The organism is Agrococcus lahaulensis DSM 17612 (assembly GCF_000425105.1).
GTDB lineage: Bacteria > Actinomycetota > Actinomycetes > Actinomycetales > Microbacteriaceae > Agrococcus > Agrococcus lahaulensis.
Map to the genome: position 1 here is coordinate 142,578 of NZ_AULD01000006.1, position 22,553 is coordinate 165,130.

Consider the following 22,553-nt stretch of genomic DNA (forward strand, 5'->3'; position numbering starts at 1 on the left):
AGCAGATGGATGTCCTGACCGGCCGGATCCCGGTGCTCGACCTGTACCCGCAGCAGCCGGGCAACACGTTCCCCGCCAAAGCGGTCGAGGGCGACGTGATCCCGTTCCGCGCGGTCGCGTTCCGCGAGGGACACGACCGCATCGGCGTGACGCTCGTGCTGCGCTCCCCCTCGGGGCGGGAGCGGCGGGTGCCGATGGAGCCCCTGCTCGACGGCTTCGACCGCTGGCAGGCGCTCGCGCAGGTCGACGAGCGCGGCACGTGGCGATGGCACGTCGAGTCGTGGGCCGACGAGTGGGCGACGTGGCACCACAACGCCGAGATCAAGATCCCGGCCGGCATCGACACCGAGCTCATGGCGACGATCGGCGCGCAGCTGCTGACGCGCGCGGCCGGCATCGCGACCGGCGCGGACCGGACGGCCCTCACGCGCGCGGCAAAGGCGATCGGCGACGACCGCACGCCGATCCTGGAGCGCTGGGCCGCGGTCAACGACCCCGCCCTCCTCGAGGCCGTCGACCGCAACCGTCCGCGGTCGCTCGAGACCGCATCCGCCGAGCTCGAGCTACGCGTCGAGCGCACGCGGGCGGCCGTCGGCGCCTGGTACGAGTTCTTCCCGCGCTCCGAGGGCGCCGAGCGGCGCAGCGACGGCTCCTGGCGCTCCGGCACGTTCGAGACCGCCGCGAAGCGCCTCCCGGCCGTCAAGGCGATGGGCTTCGACGTGCTGTACCTGCCGCCCGTGCACCCGATCGGCGAGGTCAACCGCAAGGGCCGCAACAACACCCTCACGCCGCAGCCGGGCGACCCGGGCAGCCCGTGGGCGATCGGCTCGAAGCACGGCGGTCACGACGCGATCCACCCGGACCTCGGCACGATCGACGACTTCCGCGCGTTCGTGGCGAAGGCGGCGGATGCCGGGCTCGAGGTCGCGATGGACCTCGCCCTCCAGGCCGCGCCCGACCACCCGTGGGTCGCCGAGCATCCTGAGTGGTTCACGACCCTCCCCGACGGCTCGATCGCGTTCGCCGAGAACCCGCCGAAGAAGTACCAGGACATCTACCCCGTCAACTTCGACAACGACCCCGAGGGGATCGTCGCCGAGGTGCGGCGCATCATCGACCAGTGGATCGCGTGCGGCGTGCGCATCTTCCGCGTCGACAACCCGCACACGAAGCCGCTGTGGTTCTGGGAGCGCATCATCCGCGAGGTGAACGAGGAGCACGGCGACATCGTCTTCCTCGCCGAGGCGTTCACGCGGCCCGCGGTCATGCAGGCGCTCGGCAAGGTCGGCTTCCAGCAGTCCTACACGTACTTCGCCTGGCGCAACACGAAGGCCGAGCTCGAGGAGTACCTGCGGGAGGTCACGGGCGAGCAGGCCGCGTGGTTCAAGCCCGCGTTCTGGGTCAACACGCCCGACATCCTCACCGAGTACCTGCAGTTCGGCGGCGTGCCGGCGTTCAAGGTGCGCGCGGCGATCGCCTCGACGGCCGTGCCGACGTGGGGCATGTACGCGGGCTACGAGCTCATCGAGGCGGTCGCGCGGCCCGGCGCCGAGGAGGCGATCGACAACGAGAAGTACGAGTACAAGCCGCGCGACTGGGAGCAGGCGGAGCGCAACGGCACGACGATCGCGCCGTACATCACGCGCCTCAACGAGATCCGCGCGCAGCACCCGGCGATCCGGCAGCTGTGGGCGCTCGACGTGCACTGGTCGGACGACGACGCGATCCTCGTCTACTCGAAGCGCGTCGAGGGCCGCTTCACGGAGTCGGGCGAGGACGACACGGTCATCGTCGTCGCGAACGTCGACCCGCACTCGGCGCGCCAGACGACGGTGCACCTCGACCTCACGAAGCTCGGCCTGAAGCCCGGCGACCGGTTCGAGGCGCACGACCTCATCACCGGCGAGACCTGGACGTGGAGCGACCACAACTTCGTGCGGCTCGACGCCTTCGTGGAGCCGGCGCACATCATCCACGTACGACGATCGGAGGCATGATGCTCGACGACGCAACCCTCCGCCGCCTCGCCGAGGGCGCGCATCCGCTGCCCCACGACCTGCTCGGCGCGCATCCGATCGACGCCGACACGCACCTCGTGCGCGCCGTGCGCCACCTCGCCGACGCCGTCGCGGTCGTGGGCGAGGCCGAGACGCCCATGGCGCACCTCGGGCACGGGGTGTGGGAGGCGACCGTGACCGGCCCCATCCGCCCCTACCGCCTGCGCACGACGTACGGCGACGGCGGCTCGTGGGAGTCGGAGGACCCGTACCGCTTCACGCCGACGCTCGGCGAGCTCGATCTGCACCTGTGGCGCGAGGGCCGGCACGAGCAGGCGTGGAAGGTGCTCGGCTCGCGGCTGCGCGAGCACGAGGGGGTGCGGGGCGCCGCGTTCGCGGTCTGGGCGCCCAACGCGCACGCGGTGCGCATCATCGGCGACTTCAACGACTGGGTCGGCCGCGGCCACGCGATGCGATCGATGGGCGCGAGCGGCGTCTGGGAGCTGTTCGTGCCGGGCGAGCTCGAGCACGCCGCCTACAAGTACGAGATCCTCACCGACCACGGCTGGGTGACGCGCGCCGACCCGATGGCGCGCTACACCGAGGTGCCGCCCGCGACCGCGTCGAAGATCGGCACGAGCCGCTTCGCGTGGAGCGATGACGAGTGGATGCGGTCCCGGGCCGCGCGGGACCCCCACAACTCCCCCATGTCGGTCTACGAGCTGCACTTCGGCTCGTGGCGGCCGGGCCTCGACTACCGCGAGATGGCCGACGCGCTCATCGAGCACCTCGAGGTCACGGGCTTCACGCACGTCGAGTTCATGCCGCTCGCCGAGCACCCCTTCGGCGGCTCGTGGGGCTACCAGGTGACCGGCTACTACGCGCCGACGAGCCGCTTCGGCCACCCCGACGACCTGCGCTACCTCATCGACCGGCTGCACCGCGCCGGCTACGGCGTGATCATGGACTGGGTGCCTGGCCACTTCCCGAAGGACGAGTGGGCGCTCGCGCGCTTCGACGGCCGGCCGCTCTACGAGCACCCCGACCCGCGACGCGGCGACCAGCCCGACTGGGGCACGCACGTGTTCGACTTCGGCCGGCCGGAGGTGAAGAACTTCCTCGTCGCGAACGCCGTCTACTGGATGGAGGAGTTCCACATCGACGGGCTGCGCGTCGACGCGGTCGCCTCGATGCTCTACCTCGACTACTCGCGCAAGGACGGCGAGTGGCTGCCGAACGTGCATGGCGGGCGCGAGCACCTCGAGGCGATCTCGCTGCTGCAGGAGGTCAACGCCACCGTCTACCGCCGCTGCCCCGGCATCGTCATGATCGCCGAGGAGTCGACCTCGTGGCCGGGCGTCACGAAGCCGACCGACGTCGACGGGCTCGGCTTCGGGCTCAAGTGGAACATGGGCTGGATGCACGACACGCTCCAGTACATGGCGGTCGATCCGCTGTACCGCTCGCACCACCACGGCGACATCACGTTCTCGTTCCTCTACGCGTTCTCGGAGCAGTTCGTGCTGCCGATCAGCCACGACGAGGTCGTGCACGGCAAGGGGTCGCTGCTGAACAAGATGCCGGGCGACCAGTGGCAGAAGCTCGCGTCGGTGCGCGCCTACCTGACGTTCATGTGGGCGCACCCCGGCAAGCAGCTGCTGTTCATGGGGCAGGAGTTCGGGCAGCCGAGCGAGTGGAGCGAGGCGCGCGGCCTCGACTGGTGGATCCTCGACCAGCCGGTGCACCAGGGCCTCATGTCGCTCGTCGGGCAGCTCAACCGCGTCTACCGCGAGACCGAGGCGCTCTGGCTGCGCGACAACGAGCCGGGCGGCTTCGAATGGATCGACGGCGGCAACTCCTCCGACAACGTCGTGGCGTTCCTGCGCTGGGGCGCCGACCGCGACCCGGTCGCGGCGATCGTCAACTTCTCGGGTCGCCCGATCGAGGGCTACCGGATGGGGCTGCCGTTCGCGGGCGAGTGGGAGGAGGTCGTGAACTCCGACGCGGTGGAGTTCGGCGGCTCCGGCGTCGGCAACCTCGGCACCGTCCACGCGGTCGACGAGCCGTGGGGCGGCCGGCCCGCGTCGGCGACGATCACGATCCCGCCGCTCGCGGGCCTGCTCCTGAAGCCGAAGGCAGCGCCCGTCTCCGCCCCGGCCGCTGCCGCGAACGAGGCGACCGCCTCCCCCACGAAGTGACCGCCGCCACCCGCGTCCGAGTGGCGTCGCCCGCTCGTGAGTGGCGCCTCCCGCACGTGAGTGGCGCCTCCCGCGTCTGAGTGGCGCCTCCCGCGTCTGAGTGGCGCCTCCCGCGTCTGAGTGGCGCCTCCCGCGTCTGAGTGGTCACGTCCGCGTCTGACCGGTCACTTCCGCGTCTGACCGGTCACTTCCGCGTCTGAGTGGTCACTTCCGCGTCTGAGTGGTCACTTCCGCGTCTGAGTGGTCACTCCGCGCGTGGACGGTCGATTGGAGCGCGAACGACTGCTCACGTGCAGGCGTGGCCGAGCCCATCCCGGGCTGACCACTCACATCCCGGACTGACCACTCACGCGCTGGACTGACCGCTCACGCGCTGAGTTGACCACTCACCTGCCGCAGGCACCACTCACCTGCCGGAGGCGCCACTCACCTGCCGGAGGCGCCACTCGAGCCGCAGCCGGCCCGGCGGGCGTCAGTAGAGGAGGGCGGTGAGGCGCTTGCGGGCCGCGACCACGCGCGGGTCGTCGAGGCCGACGATCTCGAAGTGGTCGAGGAGCCGCAGTCGCACGTCCTGCTTCTCGTCGCCCGACAGGGTCGCCATGAGCTCGAGCAGCCGCAGGAACGCATCCTCGACGTGGCCGCCCGAGAGGTCGAGGTCGGCCGCGAGCATCTGCGCCTCGACGTCGCGCGGATCCGCGGCCGCGGCCGCGCGCACCTCGTCGGCGCTCTTGCCCTGCAGGCGCGAGAGCAGGCTCACCTGCGCGAGGCCGGCGATCGCCTCCGCGTCGCGCGGGTTCTGCGCGATCGCCTTCTCGAACGCCGCGATCGCGGCCGGCAGGTCGCCGGTCTCGAGCGCGTCGTACGCCTCCTGGTGCAGCGGCGGCACCGGCTCGAGCGCGGGCTCCGCGGGAGCCTCCTCGCCGTCGCCGACGGGGACGCGCCCCGTGATGCCCTGCTCCTCGGCGAACGCGAGCACCTGCTCGAGGACGTCCTTCACCTGCTCCTCCGGCAGCGCGCCGGTGAAGAGCGGCGCCGGCCGGCCCCCGATGACAGCCGCGACCGTCGGGATCGACTGCGCGTTGAACGCCTGCACGAGCTGCGGGTTGGTGTCGGCGTCGACCTTCGCGAGCACGAGGCGGCCGCCGTGGCCCTCGATGAGGCGCTCGAGCACGGGCGAGAGCTGCTTGCACGGCCCGCACCACTCGGCCCAGATGTCGATGATGACCGGCACGCGGTTCGAGAGCTCGACGACCTGCGCGAAGTCCGCGTCGGTGACGTCGATGATCGCGCTCGGCACCCCAGCGGGCGCTCCGCCGCTCGCGGGCGCGGTCACTGGCTGCTCGTGGCGGGCGGCGAGGGCCGACAGGTCGACCGCTCCCCCCATCGACGCTGGCAGTCGAGCCTCCGACATCACTGGACCTCCCTTGCGCTGACGAGCGACTGGCTGTAGCCGACGACCTGGATCTGCGTGCCCTCCGGCGCATCGGCCGGCGGCACCGAGAAGAGCACCTGGATCTGGTAGGTCGTCTCGATCCCGGTGTCCGACTGCTGCACGCCGGCGAGGATGCCCGCACCGGCCTGCGCCTCGATCTCGACGCCGCTCTCCCTCGGCGTCGTGCGCTGCGTCTCGAGGAACGACGTCGCGAGCAGCGCGCCGCCCTCGTTCGTCACGAGCAGCATCGGCGCCTGCTCGTCCTCGGCGACGCTCCACTCGAGGTTCGAGAGCTCGAACTCCGGCAGCGCGCGCATCGCGTCCTTCGCGGGACGACCGATCTCGGCGCGCAGCGCATCCCCCTCCTCGCGGAACCACGCGTTGTACTGCGACTCCGCGCCGTTCAGGATGACGTCGGCGTACGCGGCGGTGATCTCGTTCGGCTGGTGCAGCAGCAGCGGGGTGTCGCCCGGCAGGCTCGCGGCACCGATCGTCGGGCTCGCGACGGCCGGCAGCTGCACGCCCGAGGCGAGCGTCATCATGTAGACGAGCCGGTAGTTCGAGCGCGCGTCGGGCTGCTGGAACATGAGCGCCGACTGCGCCTGCGCACCGTCCTGCCAGCCGACGACGGCCATGACCGAGCGCGGCCACACCTCCGTCTGCTGCGGCAGCAGGAGCTCGACGTCGCCGTCGGGAATGCCCGGCGCCTCCGCGAGCTCGGCGTTCTGCGAGCGCACCTGGTAGTTCGTCCTGCGGGCCTCGAGCATCGGCCCGGCGAGCCGGCGCTCGGCGATCCCGGCGTCGAGCGCCGCGTCGGCCTCGGCGACCGTCTCGCGCGTCGACTCGAGCACGCGGTCGAACTGGTTCTCCGTCAGGGCGACGGGCGGGAGCGTCTCCTCGAGCGTCGAGGGCGTCGGCGCGTCCGTCGGGACAGCCTCCGACTCGCCGCTCGGCCAGTACTGCGGTCCGCAGCCCGTGAGGCCGACGATCGCGACGACCGGCAGCGCGACGAGGCCGAAGCGGCCGCGGCGCGAGCGCGTCGCGCGGCGCTCGCGCGTGCCCGACTCGCGCTCGGGGGCGTCGGGGGCGGATGCGGTCCCGGCCTCGGGCGCGGACGCCGCGGCACCCGGCTCGGCGTCGGGACCAGGCGAGCTCTCCGACGCGGCGTCCTCGCTCGACGGCGTCGAAGCATCCGCCTCGATCGCGCCGCGCTCCCCACCGGGAGTCGCCGGCGAGATGCGCTTCGCGGGCAGCGGCAGCCCCTCCTGCGCCTCGCGGCGCAGCGCGCGGCGCTCGGCGCGCGAGAGCTCGCGGTGGCTGCGGCGCTGCGGGCCGCGTCGGCGGCGATGGTGCCGGAGCGCGAGCAGCAGGAACAGCAGCGCGAGCGCGAGGAACACGAGTCCGGCGGTGATGAGGGGGCCGAACAGCGGCGTCTTCGCGTCGAACGGCCACGCGACGCCGATCGCGGCGGGAGCGGCCTCCCCGGGCGCGCCCGTGATGGCGACCGCGTAGCCGACCGGCAGGTCGATCGTGAGCTCGAGCGAGCCCTCGCCCTGCGCCTCCTCGATCCACATGTCGTTGCCGGCGATCGCGGGCAGCGGCTCCTCGTCGCCGCGCTGCTCGTCGAGCACGAGGGCGTCGGTCTCGTCGACGCTCGCGATCGCGTGCGCGCTCTCGCCGATCCAGCCCTCGACGTCGTGCGAGCGGCCGACGACCGCGGTGACCGGTCCCTCGCCCTCGACGGTGAGCGTCTGCACGCCGTCGTGCGCGTTCATCGCCTCGCCCGGGATGACGACGACCTGCGACTCGGTGGGCTCGGCCACCTGCGCGACGATCGTCTCCGGCGGTGCCCAGATCGTGCGCTGCCCGATGCCGAGGCCGAGCAGCACGAGCGAGATCACGAGGCTCACGGCCGCGAGGATGTATCGCACGGGTCAGAGGTCCTTTCACGCTCGCCGCGGGATGCGGCGGGCCGTCCGGCCGGACGACGCAGAGCGGGCAAGCCTCCAGGGTACCGACGCTCCCTGGGTGCTGCCAAGCCCGCTCCCACGGGTCGCACCCGGGCGGCCGCGCGGCGTGCAGGGAGCGGCCCCGAGCGTCCGCCTAGGATGCGGTTGTGAAGATCCGCAACGCCTTCGTGCTCGGCCTCCTCGGCGGCCTCGGCGTGCTCCTCGCGATCGCCATCGGCGCGGCCGTGCAGCAGATCGGCACCGTGCTCGTCTGGGCGTTCGCGGGCATATTCCTCGCGCTCGGCGTCGAGCCGGTCATCCAGTTCCTCATCCGCCGCCGCGTGCCGCGCTGGGCGGCGGTGCTGCTGATCTTCATCGTGATCGTCGCGGCCCTCGTCGGCGCCGGGTGGCTCATCGTGCCGACGATCATCTCGCAGTTCTCCCTGCTCGTGCAGGCGATCGTCCAGGAGGTCGAGAGCGGCCTGCTCGACAGCGTGCTCGACTGGGTGCGCGACACGTTCCCGGCGTTCGACGTCGACGGCACGCTCGATCAGCTCGGCGGTGCGCTCACCGACTTCAACACGTGGTCGTCGCTGCCGCCGTGGATGGCCGAGGTGCTCGGCTCGATCGTCGCGAGCGTCGGGCAGGTCGCGTTCGCGATCGGCGGCGGCCTCATCGTCGTCGTGCTCATGCTCTACTTCACGGGCTCCCTGCCGGCGATCAAGTCGGGCATGTACCGGCTCGTGCCGGCGTCGTCGCGGCCGAAGTTCATCGAGATCGCCGAGCAGATCATGAAGTCCGTCGGCCGCTTCGTGCTCGGCCAGGGCGCGCTCGGCCTGCTGAACGGCACGCTCTCGCTCATCGTGCTCTCGATCGTCGGCTCCGAGCTCGCGGGCGTCTACGCCTTCATCGCGCTCATCGCCTCGACCATCCCGCTCGTCGGCACCATCACCGCATCCGTCGTCATCTCGTTGCTCGTGCTGCTGCTCGACGGACCGCAGACGGCGCTGCCGGTCGCGATCTGGTACCTCGTCTACATGCAGCTCGAGGCCTACGTCATCAGCCCGCAGGTGATGAACCGCGCCGTGAAGGTGCCGGGCGTCGTCGTCGTGCTCGCGGCACTCACGGGCGGCACGCTGCTCGGGATCCTCGGCGCGCTCGTCGCGATCCCGGTCGCGGCGGCGATCCAGCTGATCCTGAAGGAAGTCGTGATCCCGAAGCAGGACCTCAAGTAGCTCAGGCGGCGCGCCAGCAGCCCGTGTGCCAGTGGCGGCGGTCCTCGATCGCCCGCTCGCCGAAGATCGAGTCGGCCCGCCAGACGACGACGTGCGCGGTGCCCGCCGCGACCGACTGGCCGCAGCCGGGGCACGAGTAGTCCTTGAGCGCGGCGTGCGCGGCCATCGGCTGCACGTGCCACTCCCCGCCCGCTCGGCGCTCCACGCGCCGCACGCCCTGCATGAGCCGCTCGACGTCGAGCGGCACGTGCTCGGCGGTGCGGCGACGGGACGGCCGCCGCGAGGGCATCAGTACCAGCCGACCCGCTGCGAGTGGCCCCACGCGGCGCACGGGGTGCCGTAGCGGCCGGAGATGTAGCCGAGGCCCCAGGTGATCTGCGTCACCGGGTTCGTCTGCCAGTCGGCGCCGGCCGAGGCCATCTTCGAGCCGGGCAGCGACTGCGGGATGCCGTACGCGCCGCTCGAGCGGTTCTGCGCGTAGACGTTCCAGTTCGACTCCTTCTGCCACAGCGAGTAGAGGCAGGAGTACTGGTCCTCGCCCCAGCCGCGGCTGAGCACCATCTGGCGCGCGATCGCCTGCGCGGAGCCGGGGTCGGGCGCGGCGACCGCCGGGATCGGCACCGCCGCGCGCGCCGCCGTGCCGCCGCCACCGCCGGCAGCCGGGGCGGCCGCGGCGGGCGCCGGCTCGGGCGTCGGGGTCGGCGTCGGCGTCGGGGTGTGCACGACGATCGTGTCGCGGACGAGCGACGCGTGCTCGCCGGTGACCTCGCCGAGCTCCTGCCCCGGTCGCGGCTCGCTCAGCAGGGTCGCCGGCTCGGCGGCGACCTGCGCGCCAGGGCTCGCGGCGACGGAGACGAGCACGAAGCCCGCGGCGGCGACGAGCGAGACGCCCGAGAGCATGCCGCGAGTGCGCGTCGAGCGCGCGGAAGCGGTGGCAGATCGGGTGAACACGAGGATCGACGTTATCACGGAATGGTAACGACGCCGAGGGTGCGAGGGTCAGCGCACCGCCAGCATGAGCCCGACGACCGAGTCGAGCAGCGCATCCACCTCGTCCTCGTCGTAGCCGCCGAACTGGGCGTCGAACTGGGCGGTGCGCACCTCGCGGGCCGACATGTCGGGCCCGTCCTCGAGGTAGTCGGCGATGCGGAGCGCGAACGCGTCTACCTCCGCGACCCGGTAGCCGCGCGAGATGCGGCTCACGCGCCGGAACCGCTCGCCGTCGGGACGGCGCAGCTGCGCGAGCACCTGCACGGCGCGCTCGCGGATCTGCGCGTACCAGGCCTCCTCGCCGTGCTCGGCGATGCCGCGCTCGTGCTCGCGCCGCGCGAACGCCTCCTCGAGCCGCTCGAGCGCCGCGTCGACGTGCGCGGGCGAGTAGCCGCCCTTCTGCATCGGGAAGCTCGTGCGCCGGATGCTCGACGAGTCGATCGCCGTGGCCGCGCGGGCGTCGGTCGCGTAGGCCCGTCGAGCATCCTCGAGGAAGTCCTCGACCTGCTCGATGTCGTAGCCGGGCTGCGACCGCTTCGCCCTCGGGAACGTGCTCATCGTCACCATCATGCCAGGGGCGGCTCGCGTCAGGCGTGCACCACCTGGAAGAGCGCCATCATGACGACCGCGCTCGGCAGGATCGAGTCGAGCCGATCGAGGAACCCGCCGTGGCCCGGCAGGAACGACCCGATGTCCTTGATGCCGAGGTCGCGCTTGATGATCGACTCGGCGAGGTCGCCGACCGTCGCGGTGACGACGAGGAGCGCGGCGAGGATGAGGCCGAACCACCACTCCTGCCCCAGCAGCCACACCGAGAGCGCGATGCCCGCGAGGGTCGCGGCGAGCGCCCCGCCTGCGAGGCCCTCCCACGTCTTGCCGGGGCTGATGCGCGGGGCGAGCTTGTGCTTGCCGAGCAGCACGCCGGCGGCGAGCGCACCCGTGTCGATCACGCTCGTCATCGCGATCATCGCGAGCGTCCACCACTGGCCGCCCTCCTGCGCGGTCAGCAGCACGGCGAAGCTGCCGAGCACCGCGACGTAGGCGATGCAGAGCGCGCCGCCGGTGACGTCGGCGAAGACGGCGGATGCGCCGGTGCGGGTGCGCACGTCGGCGAGCTCGAGCACGCGCACGAGCGCGACGAGCGCGATCGCGCCGAGCGTCGACCACCACAGCCCCGCGGCGCCGAAGTACCACGTGATCGGGACGATCGCGCTGCCGAGCAGCACGAGCGGGATGCGCGGCACGTCGCGGCCGGCGAACCGCAGGGCGCTCGCCAGCTCGTAGAGCGCGAACCCGACCATGACGGTGCCGAGGAGCATGAAGAGGGTCTTGACCCACAGCAGGCTCGCGAGCAGCAGGCCGCCGAGCAGGAGGCCGATGCCGATCGCGGCCGCGAGATCGCGACCCGTGCGCTTGTTGACGCGCGCGCGGGCCGCCTCGATCTGATCCCTGGCCGCGTGGATCTGCGCCTGGATCTGGGCGTCGATCTCGGCAGCGCTGCGATGCTCCTTGCGCATCCGTCGCCTCCCGAGCCCTCGATCAGACCTCGAGGAGCTCGGCCTCCTTCTTCTTGAGCGCCTCGTCGACGCCCTCGATCGCCTGCTTGGTGATCTGCTCGAGCTCCTTCTCGGCGCGCGCGATCTCGTCGTCGCCGACCTCGCCGGTGAGCTTGTCGAGGTCGGTCATCGCCTGGCGGCGCACGTTGCGGATGGCGACGCGGGCCTGCTCCGCCTTGTCCTTGACGATCTTCACGTAGTCCTTGCGGCGCTCGGCCGTGAGCTCGGGCATCGTGATGCGCACGATCTGGCCGTCGTTCGAGGGCGTGACGCCGAGGTGCGGCGCGTTGACGATCGCGCGCTCGATCTCCTTGAGCGCCGACTTGTCGAACGGCGTGATGACGAGCACGCGCGCCTCGGGCTGCTGGAACGACGCGAGCTGCATGAGCGGCGTCGGCGTGCCGTAGTACTCGACGTTGAGGCGCTGGAACAGCGCCGGGTTGGCGCGGCCGGCGCTCACCGTCTGGAAGTCGTCCTTCGCGACCTCGATCGACTGCGCCATCTTCTCCTTGGCCGAAGCCAGAACGTCGCTGATCACGTGGTTCCTTCCGTTGCTGTGGATTCTAGTGCGCGAACCGCGGGATCAGGCGCGCACGAGCGTGCCGACCGGCTCGCCGAGGATCGCCTTCGCGAGCGCGCCGTCGCCGTCCATGCCGAAGACGCGCATGGGCATCCGGTTGTCCATGCACAGGCTGAACGCCGTCGAGTCGACGACCTTGAGGCCGCGCACGAGCGCGTCCTGGTAGGTGATCTCGTCGAAGCGGGTGGCGGTCGCGTCGAGCTTCGGGTCGGCGCTGTAGACGCCGTCGACGCCGTTCTTGGCGACGAGCACCTGGTCGGCGTCGATCTCGAGGGCGCGCTGCGCCGCGACGGTGTCGGTCGAGAAGTAGGGCAGTCCGGCGCCAGCGCCGAAGATGACGACGCGGCCCTTTTCGAGGTGGCGCTCGGCGCGGCGCGGGATGTACGGCTCGGCGACCTGGGTCATCTGGATGGCCGACTGCACGCGCGTCTCGGCGCCCGCCTGCTCGAGGAAGTCCTGCAGCGCGAGGGAGTTCATGACCGTGCCGAGCATGCCCATGTAGTCGGCGCGGCCGCGATCCATGCCGCGCTGGCTGAGCTCGGCCCCCCGGAAGAAGTTGCCGCCGCCGACGACGATCGCGACCTCGACGGTCTCGGCCGCCTCGGCGATCTGCTTGGCGATCGAGGCGACGACGTCGGGGTTCACGCCGAGGCTGCCGCCGCCGAACGACTCGCCCGAGAGCTTCAGGAGGACTCGGCGGCGCGACTGTGCTGGCATGGACTCCTCCTGGATCGTGACCCCCGGCGGGCCCTCAGAAGCCTACCGCGAGCGGGAACGCGAGAGGGCCGGGGTCTCCCCCGGCCCTCCCGTGATGCGTGCGTGCTGCTTACGCGCCGACCTTGAAGCGCGCGAAGCCGGTGACCGTGAGGCCGGCGGCCTCGAGGACCTTGCCGACGGTCTGCTTGCTGTCGCGGGCGTAGTCCTGGTCGAGCAGGACGATCTGCTTGAAGAAGCCGTTGAGGCGGCCCTCGATGATCTTCGGGAGGGCGCCCTCGGGCTTGCCCTCGCCGCGGGCGATCTCCGAGACGAGCTCGCGCTCCTTCTCGACCTGCTCGGCCGGCACCTCGTCGCGCGAGACGAAGGTCGGGTCGAACATCGCGATGTGCTGCGCGACGGCGCGCGCCGTCTCGGCGTCCTCGCCCGAGTAGGCGACCACGACGCCGACCTGCGGGGGCAGGTCCTTCGACGTGCGGTGCAGGTAGACGGCGTGCTGGTCGCCCTCGACGCGCGTGACCTTCGTGAGCTCGACCTTCTCGCCGATGGTGGCGGCCTGCTCCTCGATGATCGACTTGACGGTGCCCGACTCGGCCGGCGCGGCGAGCGCCGACTCGAGGTCGGCAGCGCCCGCGGCGGCGACCGCCGCGACGACGCGCTCCGAGAGCGCGATGAACTTCTCGTTCTTCGCGACGAAGTCGGTCTCGCAGCCGAGCGCGATCATCGTGACGGCGCCCTCGCCCTCGGCGACGGCGACGAGGCCCTCGCTCGTGGAGCGGTCGGCACGCTTCGCGTTGCCCTTCGCGCCCTTGAGGCGGAGGATCTCGGTCGCCTTCTCGACGTCGCCGCCGGCCTCCTCGAGGGCCGCCTTCGTGTCGCTCATGCCGGTGCCGAGCTGCTCGCGCAGCATCTTGAGGTCGGCGATGCTGATGTTGGCCATGCGCTGCTCCTTAGTTCGACTCGGACGCGGTGGCGTCCTCGGTGGTCTCGGCGGCGGGCGCCTCGGCCGGCGCCTCCTCGGCGGCGGGCGCGGCGGCCTGCTCGGCGTTCGCCTGCTCCAGCAGCTCGCGCTCCCACTCGGCCATCGGCTCGACCTCGGCGTCCGCACCGCCGCCGTGGCGCTGCATGAGGCCCTCGGCGGCCGCGTCGGCGACGATCTTCGTCAGCAGCGCGACCGAGCGGATCGCGTCGTCGTTGCCCGGGATCGGGTAGGCGACGTCGTCGGGGTCGCAGTTCGTGTCGAGGATGGCGATGATCGGGATGCCGAGCTTCTTCGCCTCGTCGACCGCGAGGTGCTCCTTGTTCGTGTCGACGACCCAGAGCGCGGACGGCGTGCGCTGCAGGTTGCGGATGCCGCCGAGCGACTTCTGCAGCTTGAGGAGCTCGCGCTTCTTGAGCAGCAGCTCCTTCTTCGTGTAGCCCTGGGTCGTGTCCTCGAAGTCGAGCTCCTCGAGCTCCTTCATGCGGCTCAGGCGCTTCGAGACCGTGTTGAAGTTCGTCAGCAGGCCACCGAGCCAGCGCTGGTTGACGTAGGGCTGGCCCACGCGCGTCGCCTGCTCGGCGATCGACTCCTGCGCCTGCTTCTTGGTGCCGACGAAGAGCACGCTGCCGCCGTGGGCGACCGTCTCCTTGACGAAGTCGTACGCCTTGTCGATGTGGGCGAGCGACTGCTGCAGGTCGATGATGTAGATGCCGGAGCGCTCCGTGAAGATGAATCGCTTCATCTTGGGGTTCCAGCGTCGGGTCTGGTGCCCGAAGTGCACGCCGCTGTCGAGCAGCTGGCGAGTCGTGACGACGGCCATGGCCGCCTCCTTCTTCTGTTCTGGTTGCCGGCTCGACCGGTCGGCCGAGCCCCTGGCGCCCTGACGCACCACCACCAGGCGCTCGAGCACGGGGCTGAGCAGCTGGACCAACGGGGGTGTCGTCGCGACGGGCGCGCGTAGTCATCGCCGAGAGGCGACGCCCTCCCATGCTACACGCCGCGGGGCCCGCCGTCGCGGGTGCGTTCTCCACCGGTGCCGCGCGCATCCGCCCCGCCCCGCCGCCCTCCGCGGCACGCTGTCGGGATGCGCGCCCTCGCGATCCTGCTCGCGCTCGCCGTCGCGCCGTGGGCGTGGCCGGTCGAGCCGGCGGTCGTGGCGCGCGCGTTCGACATGGCGGCCGGGCCCTACGGTCCCGGGCATCGCGGCATCGACCTCGAGGCGGCACCGGGGTCGGCGGTCGTCGCGCCCGACGACGGCACGGTGCGCTTCGCCGGCCCGGTCGCCGGCCGGCCGGTCGTCTCGATCGAGCACGCGGGCGGGCTCGTGTCGAGCTTCGAGCCGGTCGAGCCCGCCGTCGCGCGCGGCGATGCCGTGCGCCGGGGCGAGCGGATCGGCACGCTGCTGCCCGGCCACGTGCCGGGCGCGACGAGGCTGCACGTCGGGGCGCGGCTCGCCGGGCAGTACGTCGACCCGCTGCCGCTCCTCGGCGTCGAGCGGCCGGTGCTGCTGCCCATGCGGGGCGGCAAGCGCACCCTGGCACGCGGATGCGCTCGGGCGCGCGGGTGCGCTCAAGCGCGCGGGTGGGCGGTGCGGTAGGCCTCGGCGAGGCGCTCGAGCGAGACGTGCGTGTAGATCTGCGTCGTGCCGAGGCTCGAGTGGCCGAGCATCTCCTGCACCGCGCGGAGGTCGGCGCCCCCGTCGAGGAGGTGCGTCGCCGCGGTGTGGCGGAGGGTGTGCGGCCCGTGCGGGCCCGAGCCCGGCGTCGCCTCGAGGAGCGACGTCACGAGCTCGTGCACCCGCCGCTGCCCGAGCCTGCCGCCCCGGGCGCCGAGGAAGAGCGCCGGCTGCGAGCGCGCGGCGCTCACGAGCTGCGGCCGGCCGCTGCGGAGCCAGTCGACGACCGCGTCGAGCGCGGGCCGGCCGAAGGGGACGACGCGCTCCTTCGAGCCCTTGCCCGTGACGCGCACGGTGAGCCGCTCGAGGTCGACGTCGTCGACGTCGAGCCCGACGAGCTCGCTGACCCGCAGCGCGCTCGCGTAGAGCAGCTCGACGACGGCGACGTCGCGGAGCGCCGTCGCGTCGCCCTCGGCAGCCGCTGCGTGGAGCGACGCCAGCACGGCGTCGATCGCCTGCCGGGAGAGCACGCGAGGCAAGTGGCGATCGCGCTTCGGCGTGCGCAGCCGCGCCGCGACGTCGTCGCCGCCGTGCGCGGCGAGCCACCGGCTGAACCCGCGCGCCGCGGCCGATCGCCGCGCGATGGTGGACTTGCCCATGCCCGCTTGGGCGCTCGCGAAGAGCCAGTCGCGGAGCGCGTCGAGGTCGACGTCAGCGGCATCGCGGATGCCGGCGCGCCCGCAGTGCTCCTCGAGGCTCCGGAGGTCGCCGCGGTAGCCCCGCACGGTGTTCGCGGAGTAGCCGCGCTCGCGCGCGAGGTGGGCGAGGTAGCCCTCGATCGCCTCCGCGAGGTCCATTCAGGCGCCGTCCGCCGGAGCAGGCTTGCGGCTGAAGCGGTCGAGCCGCTCGGCGGGGTCGAGCGCGTCGACTGCGCGCGCGAGCTCGGCGGGCACCGTCTCGCGCGACTCCTGCGGCAGCGCTGGCACGACCGAGTGCGCGATCGCATCGGCGTAGACCTCGATGAGGTTGAACGACTGCGTCGCGTCGATCCCGTGCATCGCGGGCGGCGGGCCGGCGAGGTCATCGGCGTAGCTCGTCGCGCTCGCGAGCACGACCGGCACCTCGGCGAACGTGCCGGACCCGCCGATGTGGAGGTGTCCGGAGAGGATCGCGCGCACGTCGGCGCCGTCGACCACCTCGCGCAGCCGCTCCTCGTCGCGGAACTCGAGCAGCCGCATGAGCCGAGTCCGGTACGGCAGCGGCGGGTGGTGCATGACGAGCACGGCGCCGAGCGGGGGCGGGTCCTCGAGCGCGTCGGCGAGCCACTCGGCCTGCCCCTCGTCGAAGCCGCCGTGGTGCCAACCGGGCAGGCTCGAGTCGAGCGCGATGACGCGCAACCCGCCCACCTCGACGATCGAGTCGATCGGGTCGAGCGGCGCCCCGCCGAGGCTGAGCGCCTCGCGCATCGCGGGCCGCTCGTCGTGATTGCCGGCCGTCCAGACGATCGGCGCGCCGAGCTCCGCCGCGACCGGTTCGAGGATCTCGCGCGCGAGCGCGTACGCGGCGGGCTCCCCCAGATCGGCCACGTCGCCCGAGACGACGATGACGTCGGCATCGGCGGCCGCGACGCGCAGTCGCGCCGCGGTATCGCGGAGGTGGGCCTCGGTGTCGACCAGTCCCGCGAGCGGCGCACCGCCCGCGAGCAGGTGCGTGTCGCTGAGGTGGGCGATCACGACCGCCGCGTCCGGATGCATGCCGTAGGTCACGCGCTCAGGCTAGCCATGCGCCCATCCCCGGCGCCCGAGCGCGCCGGAGCGGCCCTTGATCGTTCAAGTCGCGACCTTCACCCACCCGTGGCCGCGCTCGATCGCGCGGCCGCCGAGCTCGAGCAGCGAGACGCTCGCGACGACCTCGCCCCGCGCCATGCCGGTGCGCACCGCGAGCTCGTCGATGTCGCGCGCCGCCCTCGCGCTCAGCGCGTCGAGCACGCGCAGCTCGTCGCTCGAGAGTCCGCCGATCGCGAGCTGCTCGTCACCCGGGCCGTCGACGAGCTCGACGATGTGCTCGGCTCGCTCGATCACCGTCGCTCCGTAGTCGCGCAGCAGCCGGTGGCAGCCGGTGCTCGCGCCGGAGGTCACAGGCCCGGGCACCGCGCCGAGCGGCCGCCCGAGCGCCGCGGCGTGCCCGGCGGTGTTGATGGACCCCGAGCGGCTCCCCGCCTCGACGACGACGGTCGCGCTCGCGAGCGCCGCGATGAGTCGGTTGCGGGCGAGGAACCGCCATCGCGTGGGCGGCACGCCGCTCGGCGCCTCCGCGATGACGCAGCCCGCCGCGGCGACGCGGTGGAGCAGCTCGTCGTGGCCCGCCGGGTAGAAGCGGTCGAGTCCGCCTGCGAGCACCGCGACGGTCGTGCCGCCCGCCGCCATCGCGGAGCGGTGCGCCGTGCCGTCGATGCCGTAGGCGCCGCCCGAGACGACCGCGAACCCGCGATCGACGAGCCCTGCGGCCAGCTGCCCGGTCACGAGCTCGCCGTAGCCCGACGATGCGCGCGAGCCGACGAGCGCGGCCGAGCGCTCGCAACGCTCGAGCATCGCCGGATCGCCGCGCACCCAGAGTCCGGCGGGAGCATGCGGCCCGAGGTCGTCGATGGCCGTCGGCCAGCTGGGATCGGCGCGCGTGAGCAGCACCTGCCCGAAGGCGGCGCCCTGCGCGAAGGCGGCAAGGATCCGCTCGGCCTCGAGCCGCGGCCGCCAGCGCTCGACGCCCGCCGCGACCGCTCGCGCCGCCTCGGCGTCGGCGAGCTCGTCGGCCCACGTCGCCGCGCCAGCACCCTCGACGAGCAGCTCGAGCGCGCGCACATCGCCGACGAGCTCGCGAGCGACGCCGACCGCGCCGTCGCCGGGTTCGGGCAGCACCGTCCACGCCCCGGCCGCGAAGCGGGCCACGACCTCTGCGTCGGTCGACTCGACGCCAGACGGCATGGTCGGCACCACGGCCGCCCTGAGCCGGTCGAGCTGGATGCGGTACGGCTTCATGCGGGGATCCCCTTCCTCAGTGCGAGCGCGCCCCCGACGTGCGTGCGCGACGGCCCGTCGTCGCCGTCGAGGTCGGCCATCGTCCACGCCACGCGCACGGCGCGGTCGAGCCCGCGCATCGTGAGGGCGCCGCGCTCGACGGCCTGCTCGAGCGGCTGCAGGAGCTCCCGCCCGAGCGGCAGGTTGCGCCGCAGCCACGGCCCAGGCACGTGGCCCATCGCCCGCCACGGGGTTCCCGCGAGCCGACGAGCGGCGCGCGCTCTCGCGTCGGCCACCCGGGCAGCCGCCTCCGCGCTCGATCGTCGCGCGCCGTCGGCGCCTGGCAGCACCCGGTCGACGCGCACCTGCAGGTCGACGCGATCGAGGAGGGGGCCAGAGAGCCGGCTGAAGTAGCGGCGGCGCTGCTGCGGCGGGCACGTGCAGTCGCCGCTGCCGAAGAGGCCGCACGGGCACGGGTTGGCGGCGAGCAGCAGCTGGAAGCGGGCCGGGAAGGTCGCGACGCCCGCCGCGCGGTGGATCGTGATCGTGCCCGACTCGAGCGGCTGGCGCAGCATGTCGAGCACGGTGCGCGGGAACTCCGGCGCCTCGTCGAGGAAGAGGACGCCGTGCGTCGCGCGCGCGGCGGCGCCGGGCCGGATGGTGCCCGATCCGCCGCCCACGAGCGAGACCGCGGTGGCCGAGTGGTGCGGATGCTCGAACGGCGGTAGCACGTCGAGCGTCGATGGCGGCGGCTCGCCCGCGAGCGAGCGCAGCGATGCGACCTCGAGCGCCTCCTGCTCGGTGAGCGGCGGCAGGATCCCCGGCAGCCGCATGGCGAGCATCGTCTTCCCGGCGCCGGGCGGCCCGACCATGAGCAGATGGTGGGAGCCGGCGGCCGCGATCTCGAGCGCCTCGACGGCGTCGCGGTTGCCGACGACGTCGGCGAGGTCGAGGTCCGCGTGCGTGCGCGGCACGGGCGCGGCCGCCGGCACGGGCTCGACGGGCTCCGGGTCGAGCTCGGCGCCGAGCAGCGCAGCGGCGTGCGCGAGGCTCGGCGCGCCGAGCACGCGGACGCCGGCCACGAGCGAGGCCTCGTCGACCGACGCGGTCGGCACCACCACGCGCGTCATGCCGGCCTCGGCCGCGGCCCGGGCGAGCGGCAGCGTGCCTGCGACGGGTCGCAGCCGCCCGTCGAGCCCGAGCTCGCCGAGCAGCGCCGTCTCGCCGTCGTCGGGCGGCACGACGCGCATCGCTCGCAGCACGGCGATGCCCATCGCGAGGTCGAAGTGCGTGCCGGCCTTGGGCAGCGACGCGGGCGTGAGGTTGATGACGGTCTTGCCGTGCGGCGGGGTGAGGCCGGCGCGCGCGATCGCGCTCCACGTGCGGTGCTGCGCCTGCTGCACGGCGCGATCGGGCAGCCCCACGATGTGCACGCGCGGCAGCCCGCTCGCGGCGTGCACCTCGATCTGCACGCCGACGCCCGCGAGCCCCTGCAGCGCGATGCACGCCGCGCGGCCGAAGCCGCTCACTCGATGCCCCGCAGGTGCTCGACGCGCCAGCGCCCCGATCGCGGCGCGATGACCGCGACCGCGTCCATGCGGATCGGCCCGCGGTGGCGGTGCTCGCCAAGCCACACGCCCACGAGGGTGCGCAGCCGCCGCACCTTGTCGGGCGTGATCGCCTCGAAGGGATGCCCGAACTCCGTGCCGCGGCGCGTCTTCACCTCGACGAAGACGAGCGTCTCGCCGTCGAGGGCGATGATGTCGATCTCGCCGTGCGGGCAGCGCCAGCGCCGGTCGACGATGCGCATGCCCGCGCGCTCGAGGTGCACGCTCGCGGCGGCCTCGCCGTCGAGCCCCAGCTCATCCTTCGCCCGCATGGGCGAGAGGAAAGCGGAGCTCGCGCGTCGGGCGCGCGAGCATGGCGCGAGGCTGTGGAGAACGCGCGGGCGCTCAGCGCCCGCCAGCGTCACTCCTCGATCGCGAGGTCCTTCGGCAGCTCGAGGTCGCGGGAGGCGAGCTCCTCGACGTTGACGTCCTTGAACGTCAGGATCCGCGCCGACTTGATGAAGCGGTCGGAGCGGTAGATGTCCCACACCCAGACGTCGGTGAGCTCGAGCTCGAAGTAGAAGTCCGTGCCGGCGTCGTGCCGCGTCACCTTGACGTCGTTCGCGAGGTAGAACCGTCGCTCGGTCTCCACGACGTGCTTGAACATGCCGACGACGTCGCGGTACTCCTTGAAGAGGGCCAGCTCGACCTCGCGGTCGTAGTCCTCGATGTCCTCGGGCTCCACCCTGCCATCCTATGCGCTCACCGGCCCGCGTCGGTTCCGGCCGGCCACCGTCCGCAGTGCGGTCCCGCCGCGCGCGCGCTTCGCAGATGCTGAGCGGCCGCCCGCACCAGTCGACGACACCAGCGCGTAGATTCTTCCTCAGCATCTTTGCGAGAAGGAGTGCATATGCGGCGCAGCCTCGCTGCACTGATCGTGGGCGCGATGTGCGTGGCGGGACTGGGCTCGGCAGCGGCGCTCAACGCCTCGCCGTCCCGGGCTGCCGGTACCCCGGGTGCTGACGGCGCGCTCGTCGTCGTGCTGGACGCCTCGGGCTCGATGGCGGAGCCCACCGCCGGCGGCGGCTCCCGCATGGCCGCGGCGCAGAGTGCCGCGGGTGTCGTGATCGGCGGCATCCCCGCCGGCAACCGCGTCGGCCTGCGCGTCTTCGGCGCGAGCATGCTCGCAGGCCAGCCGGGGGCGTGCACCGACTCGCAGCTGCTCGTGCCGATCGCGACGGACAACCGGCACCAGCTGCGGTCGGCGATCGACGGCATCGCACCGTACGGCGAGACGCCCATCGGCTTCGCCCTCCAGCAGGCGGAGCAGGACCTCGGCGACAGCGGGCAGCGCGCCATCCTGCTCGTCTCGGACGGCATCGCCAACTGCGAGCCGGACCCGTGCGTCGTCGCCGGCGAGCTCGCGCAGGGCGACATGCAGCTGCGGATCGACGTGATCGGCTTCGACGTCGACGCTGCCGCTCGCCAGCAGCTCGAGTGCGTCGCGGATCGGGGCCGCGGCGACTACCTCGACGTCTCCGAGGCGGCGAGCCTCCAGCACGCGCTCGAGCGGCTCTCCGACCGCGCGTTCCGCCCGTTCAACGTGGTCGGCGAGGCGGTCGTGGGCACCGCGGACGCCGAGTCCGCGCCGACGCTGCGGCCCGGCGTGCAGTACGTCGACGCGGTCCGCACCACTTCGGACGCCGCGCGATACCTCGTGCGACGGACCACGCCTGGCTCCGTCGTGCACGTCGGCCTCGCCGGACGGCTTCCGCACGACGGCAGCCTCACGGTCGAGGCATCGCTGTCGACGCCGACGGGCGAGCCATGCGACGCCACGAGCATCGCGGCGCTCAGCGGCGATCGCTTCTCCGTGTTCAGCGGACGGCTCTCCGCGGCCGAGGGCTCCCCGGAGCACACCTGCGCGACGGCGGAGGCGCTCGTCCTGACGCTCGAGGCGACGGTGCCGCCGCCCGTGCCCGTCGCGTTCGAGCTGCGCATCCGGGAGCAGCCGTGGCCGGACGTCGAGGCCCTCCCACCGCCGGTCGATGCCGAGCGCGGCTGGTCGCTCGCGGCGACGCCGGACGCCGCCGCGGGCGCCGTGGTCGGCGGGTCGAGCCTCAACGACGCACCGCTCGTTCGACCCGGCTCCTACTCGACCGACATGCTGCCGAGCGAGTTCCAGTTCTTCCGCGTGCACGCCGACTGGGGCCAGACCGTCCGCGTCGATGCGCGGCTCGACCCCGATCTGCCTGCACCCCCGAACGCTTGGGGCATCCTGCAGGTGCTCGACCCCGTTGGTGCGGATGTCGCGGCGCTGCTCGCCACCACAGCGGACGGCACTCGGTGGTCGCAGACGCTGCCCGAGCCCGGCGCAGCCGTCGCGACGACGACGAGCCCGGTGCGCTTCGATGCGAATCCCGGCCTGGTCCGCCGAGCGCTCATGGATGGCGAGCACGTCGTGGCGGTGGGCTTCGGCGCCGACGCTGGCGCGGTGCCGGCGCGACTCCTCGTGACGATCGAGGTGGTCGGCGAGGTGAGCGGAGCACCGGGCGCCTCCGGGCGGCCGACCGCGGCAGGCGACCGGCAGGAACCGGGGACGGCGAGCGACGCCGCGGATCTCGCGGCGGTCCCATGGCCATTCATCGCGACCATGTTCGGCATCGGCCTCGTGCTCATCGCTCTTGTAGCACTCGCCGTCTGGCTCGTGCAGCGCCGAGGACGACGCTCCTTCGACCGCTGAC

The 22,553-nt window shown here is 72.9% G+C and carries 21 protein-coding genes; 5 read left to right on the forward strand and 16 right to left on the reverse strand.

From position 1 onward, the window contains the following. The first annotated feature begins 5 nt into the window (after nucleotides 1–5). Together H508_RS14740 and glgB are read left to right on the forward strand one after the other, a co-directional pair. Nucleotides 6–1,997 (forward strand): alpha-1,4-glucan--maltose-1-phosphate maltosyltransferase, encoded by a 1,992-nt coding sequence (locus tag H508_RS14740; RefSeq protein WP_084155215.1) that lies wholly within the window; start codon nucleotides 6–8, stop codon nucleotides 1,995–1,997. Then, on the forward strand, nucleotides 1,994–4,195 hold the full coding sequence (gene glgB / locus H508_RS14745) for a 1,4-alpha-glucan branching protein GlgB (protein ID WP_084155141.1): 2,202 nt from the start codon (nucleotides 1,994–1,996) through the stop codon (nucleotides 4,193–4,195). The genes H508_RS14740 and glgB overlap by 4 nt, the downstream gene beginning before the upstream one ends. Before the next feature lie 472 nt (nucleotides 4,196–4,667). Here glgB and H508_RS0105475 read toward each other — a convergent pair whose 3' ends face one another. Beyond that, nucleotides 4,668–5,606 carry a tetratricopeptide repeat protein gene (locus H508_RS0105475; RefSeq protein ID WP_026373324.1) on the reverse strand — a complete coding sequence of 313 codons (939 nt, stop codon included), beginning with the start codon at nucleotides 5,604–5,606 and terminating at the stop codon, nucleotides 4,668–4,670. Then, the gene (locus H508_RS0105480; RefSeq protein WP_156906002.1) at nucleotides 5,606–7,537 is read right to left on the reverse strand and encodes a DUF8094 domain-containing protein; all 1,932 of its coding nucleotides are present in this window, start codon (nucleotides 7,535–7,537) and stop codon (nucleotides 5,606–5,608) included. Before H508_RS0105480 ends, H508_RS0105475 begins: the two co-directional genes overlap by 1 nt. Nucleotides 7,538–7,743: 206 nt before the next feature. On the opposite strand from H508_RS0105480, the gene H508_RS0105485 reads away from it, so the two are divergent. After that, entirely contained in the window at nucleotides 7,744–8,811 is a 1,068-nt protein-coding gene (locus tag H508_RS0105485; RefSeq protein WP_026373326.1) for an AI-2E family transporter, read from the forward strand. A gap of 1 nt (nucleotide 8,812) precedes the next feature. Here the strand turns inward: H508_RS0105485 and H508_RS0105490 are convergent, their stop codons facing one another. The 8 genes from H508_RS0105490 to rpsB all read right to left on the reverse strand — a co-directional run bounded on the left by H508_RS0105490 (nucleotide 8,813) and on the right by rpsB (nucleotide 14,453). Further along, on the reverse strand, nucleotides 8,813–9,100 hold the full coding sequence (locus H508_RS0105490) for a hypothetical protein (protein WP_026373327.1): 288 nt from the start codon (nucleotides 9,098–9,100) through the stop codon (nucleotides 8,813–8,815). Beyond that, entirely contained in the window at nucleotides 9,100–9,780 is a 681-nt protein-coding gene (locus H508_RS17365) for an aggregation-promoting factor C-terminal-like domain-containing protein (RefSeq protein ID WP_156906003.1), read from the reverse strand. The genes H508_RS0105490 and H508_RS17365 overlap by 1 nt, the downstream gene beginning before the upstream one ends. 30 nt (nucleotides 9,781–9,810) lie before the next feature. Beyond that, nucleotides 9,811–10,359, reverse strand: coding sequence for a DivIVA domain-containing protein (locus tag H508_RS0105500; protein WP_026373329.1), 549 nt, complete (start codon nucleotides 10,357–10,359; stop codon nucleotides 9,811–9,813). Between the two features lie 29 nt (nucleotides 10,360–10,388). Beyond that, nucleotides 10,389–11,318: a phosphatidate cytidylyltransferase gene (locus H508_RS0105505; RefSeq protein WP_084155142.1), complete on the reverse strand. Its 930-nt coding sequence runs from the start codon at nucleotides 11,316–11,318 to the stop codon at nucleotides 10,389–10,391. Nucleotides 11,319–11,340: 22 nt separating this feature from the next. Further along, nucleotides 11,341–11,895 carry a ribosome recycling factor gene (frr, locus tag H508_RS0105510; protein ID WP_026373331.1) on the reverse strand — a complete coding sequence of 185 codons (555 nt, stop codon included), beginning with the start codon at nucleotides 11,893–11,895 and terminating at the stop codon, nucleotides 11,341–11,343. 45 nt (nucleotides 11,896–11,940) lie between these two features. Continuing rightward, a complete protein-coding gene (gene pyrH / locus H508_RS0105515) occupies nucleotides 11,941–12,654 on the reverse strand; it encodes a UMP kinase (RefSeq protein ID WP_026373332.1) in 714 nt (237 codons plus the stop codon). Between the two features lie 109 nt (nucleotides 12,655–12,763). Beyond that, nucleotides 12,764–13,591 carry a translation elongation factor Ts gene (tsf, locus tag H508_RS0105520; protein ID WP_026373333.1) on the reverse strand — a complete coding sequence of 276 codons (828 nt, stop codon included), beginning with the start codon at nucleotides 13,589–13,591 and terminating at the stop codon, nucleotides 12,764–12,766. A gap of 10 nt (nucleotides 13,592–13,601) precedes the next feature. Further along, nucleotides 13,602–14,453 (reverse strand): 30S ribosomal protein S2, encoded by an 852-nt coding sequence (gene rpsB / locus H508_RS0105525; protein ID WP_026373334.1) that lies wholly within the window; start codon nucleotides 14,451–14,453, stop codon nucleotides 13,602–13,604. Nucleotides 14,454–14,717: 264 nt separating this feature from the next. On the opposite strand from rpsB, the gene H508_RS14750 reads away from it, so the two are divergent. Then, complete coding sequence (locus H508_RS14750) at nucleotides 14,718–15,230, forward strand: murein hydrolase activator EnvC family protein (RefSeq protein WP_051222811.1); 513 nt, start codon at nucleotides 14,718–14,720, stop codon at nucleotides 15,228–15,230. Here H508_RS14750 and H508_RS0105535 read toward each other — a convergent pair. The 6 genes from H508_RS0105535 to H508_RS0105560 all read right to left on the reverse strand — a co-directional run bounded on the left by H508_RS0105535 (nucleotide 15,203) and on the right by H508_RS0105560 (nucleotide 20,554). Next, nucleotides 15,203–16,105 carry a tyrosine recombinase XerC gene (locus H508_RS0105535; RefSeq protein ID WP_026373335.1) on the reverse strand — a complete coding sequence of 301 codons (903 nt, stop codon included), beginning with the start codon at nucleotides 16,103–16,105 and terminating at the stop codon, nucleotides 15,203–15,205. The genes H508_RS14750 and H508_RS0105535 overlap by 28 nt on opposite strands. Continuing rightward, on the reverse strand, nucleotides 16,106–17,014 hold the full coding sequence (locus H508_RS0105540; protein WP_026373336.1) for a metallophosphoesterase: 909 nt from the start codon (nucleotides 17,012–17,014) through the stop codon (nucleotides 16,106–16,108). 63 nt (nucleotides 17,015–17,077) lie between these two features. After that, nucleotides 17,078–18,283, reverse strand: a complete 1,206-nt coding sequence (gene dprA / locus H508_RS0105545) for a DNA-processing protein DprA (RefSeq protein WP_084155143.1) — start codon at nucleotides 18,281–18,283, stop codon at nucleotides 17,078–17,080. Next, complete coding sequence (locus H508_RS0105550; protein WP_026373338.1) at nucleotides 18,280–19,791, reverse strand: YifB family Mg chelatase-like AAA ATPase; 1,512 nt, start codon at nucleotides 19,789–19,791, stop codon at nucleotides 18,280–18,282. The genes dprA and H508_RS0105550 overlap by 4 nt, the downstream gene beginning before the upstream one ends. Then, nucleotides 19,788–20,141, reverse strand: coding sequence for a YraN family protein (locus H508_RS0105555; RefSeq protein ID WP_026373339.1), 354 nt, complete (start codon nucleotides 20,139–20,141; stop codon nucleotides 19,788–19,790). The genes H508_RS0105550 and H508_RS0105555 overlap by 4 nt, the downstream gene beginning before the upstream one ends. 89 nt (nucleotides 20,142–20,230) lie before the next feature. Next, nucleotides 20,231–20,554, reverse strand: a complete 324-nt coding sequence (locus H508_RS0105560; RefSeq protein ID WP_021011424.1) for a DUF2469 domain-containing protein — start codon at nucleotides 20,552–20,554, stop codon at nucleotides 20,231–20,233. A gap of 165 nt (nucleotides 20,555–20,719) precedes the next feature. Between H508_RS0105560 and H508_RS14755 the strand changes: the two genes are divergently transcribed. Further along, nucleotides 20,720–22,552: a vWA domain-containing protein gene (locus tag H508_RS14755; protein ID WP_051222814.1), complete on the forward strand. Its 1,833-nt coding sequence runs from the start codon at nucleotides 20,720–20,722 to the stop codon at nucleotides 22,550–22,552. Nucleotide 22,553 lies beyond the last annotated feature (1 nt).

What these genes read in the sequence shown, in the direction of transcription:
- H508_RS14740 (WP_084155215.1), top strand. Translation starts at nt 6, where the DNA reads ATGGATGTCCTGACCGGCCGGATCCCGGTGCTCGACCTGTACCCGCAG.
- glgB (WP_084155141.1), top strand. Translation starts at nt 1,994, where the DNA reads ATGATGCTCGACGACGCAACCCTCCGCCGCCTCGCCGAGGGCGCGCAT.
- H508_RS0105475 (WP_026373324.1), bottom strand. Translation starts at nt 5,606, where the DNA reads ATGTCGGAGGCTCGACTGCCAGCGTCGATGGGGGGAGCGGTCGACCTG.
- H508_RS0105490 (WP_026373327.1), bottom strand. Translation starts at nt 9,100, where the DNA reads ATGCCCTCGCGGCGGCCGTCCCGTCGCCGCACCGCCGAGCACGTGCCG.
- H508_RS0105500 (WP_026373329.1), bottom strand. Translation starts at nt 10,359, where the DNA reads ATGAGCACGTTCCCGAGGGCGAAGCGGTCGCAGCCCGGCTACGACATC.
- H508_RS0105505 (WP_084155142.1), bottom strand. Translation starts at nt 11,318, where the DNA reads ATGCGCAAGGAGCATCGCAGCGCTGCCGAGATCGACGCCCAGATCCAG.
- pyrH (WP_026373332.1), bottom strand. Translation starts at nt 12,654, where the DNA reads ATGCCAGCACAGTCGCGCCGCCGAGTCCTCCTGAAGCTCTCGGGCGAG.
- tsf (WP_026373333.1), bottom strand. Translation starts at nt 13,591, where the DNA reads ATGGCCAACATCAGCATCGCCGACCTCAAGATGCTGCGCGAGCAGCTC.
- rpsB (WP_026373334.1), bottom strand. Translation starts at nt 14,453, where the DNA reads ATGGCCGTCGTCACGACTCGCCAGCTGCTCGACAGCGGCGTGCACTTC.
- H508_RS14750 (WP_051222811.1), top strand. Translation starts at nt 14,718, where the DNA reads ATGCGCGCCCTCGCGATCCTGCTCGCGCTCGCCGTCGCGCCGTGGGCG.
- H508_RS0105535 (WP_026373335.1), bottom strand. Translation starts at nt 16,105, where the DNA reads ATGGACCTCGCGGAGGCGATCGAGGGCTACCTCGCCCACCTCGCGCGC.
- dprA (WP_084155143.1), bottom strand. Translation starts at nt 18,283, where the DNA reads ATGAAGCCGTACCGCATCCAGCTCGACCGGCTCAGGGCGGCCGTGGTG.
- H508_RS0105555 (WP_026373339.1), bottom strand. Translation starts at nt 20,141, where the DNA reads ATGCGGGCGAAGGATGAGCTGGGGCTCGACGGCGAGGCCGCCGCGAGC.
- H508_RS14755 (WP_051222814.1), top strand. Translation starts at nt 20,720, where the DNA reads ATGCGGCGCAGCCTCGCTGCACTGATCGTGGGCGCGATGTGCGTGGCG.